Origin of the sequence: Odoribacter sp. N15.MGS-14 (assembly GCF_000980245.1) — a bacterium.
Lineage (GTDB): Bacteria > Bacteroidota > Bacteroidia > Bacteroidales > Marinifilaceae > Odoribacter > Odoribacter splanchnicus.
In genome coordinates this window covers 1-402 of sequence record NZ_LARE01000206.1, presented here as the reverse complement: position 1 = coordinate 402, position 402 = coordinate 1, and the positions used below count along the sequence as shown (strand labels likewise).

At 49.5% G+C, this 402-nt stretch carries 1 rRNA gene; it reads left to right on the top strand.

Annotation, left to right across the window (positions count from 1 at the left end):
* A 23S ribosomal RNA gene (locus tag WS34_RS15185) occupies positions 1-402 on the top strand; the annotation flags it as partial.

The window sequence follows — 402 nt, the reverse complement described above, 5'->3', positions numbered from 1 at the left end:
GCAAATAACCTTTGATCCGGGGATTTCCGAATGGGACAACCCGGCGTGTTGAAGACACGCCACCTGATCATTTCAGGAGCTAACGCAGGGAACTGAAACATCTTAGTACCTGCAGGAAAAGAAAATAACAATGATTCCCCCAGTAGTGGCGAGCGAACGGGGAATAGCCCAAACCGTTCATGTTACGGCATGATCGGGGTTGTAGGACTACGTCGTTGCATGAAGACATCGGAGAAGAACTTTCTGGAAAGAAAGACCATAGAGCATGACAGTTGCGTATTCGTATGTTGTCGAAGCATAGTAGTATCCTGAGTAGCGCGGAGCACGAGGAATTCTGCGTGAATCTGCCGGGACCATCCGGTAAGGCTAAATACTCCCGAGAGACCGATAGCGAACCAGTAC